This window comes from Dokdonella sp. (assembly GCF_036518555.1).
Classification (GTDB): Bacteria; Pseudomonadota; Gammaproteobacteria; order Xanthomonadales; family Rhodanobacteraceae; genus Dokdonella_A.
This window is the reverse complement of record NZ_DATDMY010000166.1, coordinates 1-2,159: the sequence shown is the minus strand read 5'-3', so window position 1 is coordinate 2,159 and position 2,159 is coordinate 1. Positions and strand designations below refer to the sequence as shown.

Annotated in this window: 1 protein-coding gene and 1 pseudogene; one reads left to right on the top strand and one right to left on the bottom strand. The window is 72.7% G+C overall.

Going from position 1 to position 2,159, the window contains the following annotated elements:
- On the top strand, window positions 1-1,385 hold a 1,385-nt coding region (locus VI238_RS09795; RefSeq protein ID WP_331650852.1), incomplete at its 5' end, for a choice-of-anchor Q domain-containing protein.
- On the opposite strand, the pseudogene VI238_RS09790 reads toward VI238_RS09795, so the two are convergent.
- A pseudogene (locus VI238_RS09790) lies at window positions 1,373-2,159 on the bottom strand (hypothetical protein); the annotation flags it as partial. The gene VI238_RS09795 and the pseudogene VI238_RS09790 sit on opposite strands and share 13 nt — an antisense overlap.

Here is a 2,159-nt window from a genome sequence, read left to right as displayed (position 1 = left end):
CCGACACGACCGTCGATACCGTCGACGCGATGCCCGGCGACGGCCTCTGCGCCGACATGGGCGGCCATTGCAGCCTGCGCGCGGCCATGCAGGAGAGCAACGCGCTTGCCGGCGCGGACACGATCGTGCTCGATGCGGGCGCCTACGCGCTCACGCGCGCGGGCAGCGACGAGGATGCGTCGGCGAGCGGCGACCTCGACGTCGACGACGATCTCGTGCTGCAGGGCGCGGGCGCCGAGGCGACGATCGTCGACGCCGGCGCGCTCGATCGCGTGCTCGACATCCGCCCCGCCGCGAGCGCGCGGCACGTGCGCATCGAAGGGCTCACGTTGCGCAATGGCGCGCTCGGCCCCGGCTCGCAGCCACCCGGGACGAAGCACGGCGCCGGATTGCGCATCGGTATCGGTACCGACGTCGCGCTCGCGCACGTCGACGTGCGCGACAACCACCTCACGACGTTCTTCGGTGCCGCGGGCATCGACAACGCGGGCTGCCTGGGCGGACATCACGTGCGCGTGATCGGCAACACCGATCCCGCACCGATCGGCTCGGGCTCCGCGTACGCGGGCGGCATCGCCACGGAGGGCGCGAGCAGCTGCCTCGTGCTCGAGGACAGCGAGATCAGCGCCAACCGCGCCGACTACGGCGGCGCGCTCACCGTCGACGGCTTCGCGTCGGTGACGTTGCGCCGCACGCTCGTCGCCGACAACGCGGCGCGCTTCTCCGGCGCGCTGCACCTCAACCAGGGCAACGTGGTGCGGCTCGAAAACGTCACGATCAGCGGCAACGCGGGCGACCCCGGTGCGATCCTCAACGACGGCGGCACGCGCCTCGTGATCGTCGACTCGACGATCACCGGCAATCACGCGTCGGGCTCGATCGCCAACGTCGGCGGCATCCACGACGTGCATGGCGGCTTCGGCCTCACTGAACTGACGAACACGATCCTGTCCGGCAACGGCCCGGGCTGGATCGCCGACGACTGCGCGGTCGCGCGTTCGATCGGCGGCGGCAACATCGTCGGCGACAGCACGCGCTGCCATTTCGACGCGCAGCCGAACGACCAGCTCGACGTCGATCCCGGCCTCGACCCGCTCGCCGACAACGGCGGCTTCACGCGCACGCACCGGCCCGGCGCGAACGCGATCGACCACGGCGCGGCGACATGCAGCGCGACGGATCAGCGCGGCGTATCGCGTCCGCAGGACGGCGACGGCGACGATGCCGCCGCCTGCGACGCAGGTGCGGTCGAGATCGGCGATCCCGATGCGGTCTTCGCGAACGGGTTCGACGGCACGGCGACGCTGCAGGCGTCGCCGCGCCGTATCGCTTCGAGGGCCCGCGACGCGCAACGGCGCCGCGCGAGCGAGGCTCAGGGCACGTAGTCGATCCGCACGTCGATCGGCTCCACCAGCGGGTCGACGCCGGTGGTCGCAGGCGCATTCAACGGCGCAACGTAGAACGTTCCCGTCTGCTGCGTGGTGAACGCCGCGCACGCAGCCGCGTTGTTGGAGCGACTGCCCGGAGTGGGATCGGTGAGCGTCGTCGCACCCGTCCTCGGCACGTAGTAGAGGATGCTCTGGCTCCCGAGCGCAATCACCCCGCCGGGTTTGACGGTCGTGTTCGCCGCGATCGCAGGTCCGGAGCAATCGCTGCTCATGTAGATGGCGGTACCGGACCCGCTGACCGTGCCGCCGGCGTCGATCGCCACTAGGTAGCTCTGCGGCGTGATGAACGTGACGCCGCCATTGGTGCCGCTCGTGCTGACCGGGTACAGCGGCCGCGCCAGCGCCGTGCTCAGCGTACCGTTGACCTTCACGGTGTACTTGCCGCTGCCGGCCGGGCCGGTCGGCCCGGCAGGACCTTGCGCACCTGTGGGGCCGATCGGCCCTTGCGCGCCCGCGGGGCCGGTTGCGCCCGCGGGTCCCTGCGCGCCGACCGGGCCTTGGGCGCCGGTCGGACCTGCAACGCCTTGCGGGCCGATCGCGCCGGTCGCGCCCTGGACACCTTGCGGCCCTGCGGCGCCCGTCGCGCCTTGCGGGCCGGCCGGACCCGTCGCGCCTTGCGGACCCGCGGCGCCGGTGTCGCCGGTCGCGCCCTGCGGACCCGCGGGGCCGGTCGCGCCGACGGGACCGATCGGTCCGATCGGACCCGCGGGT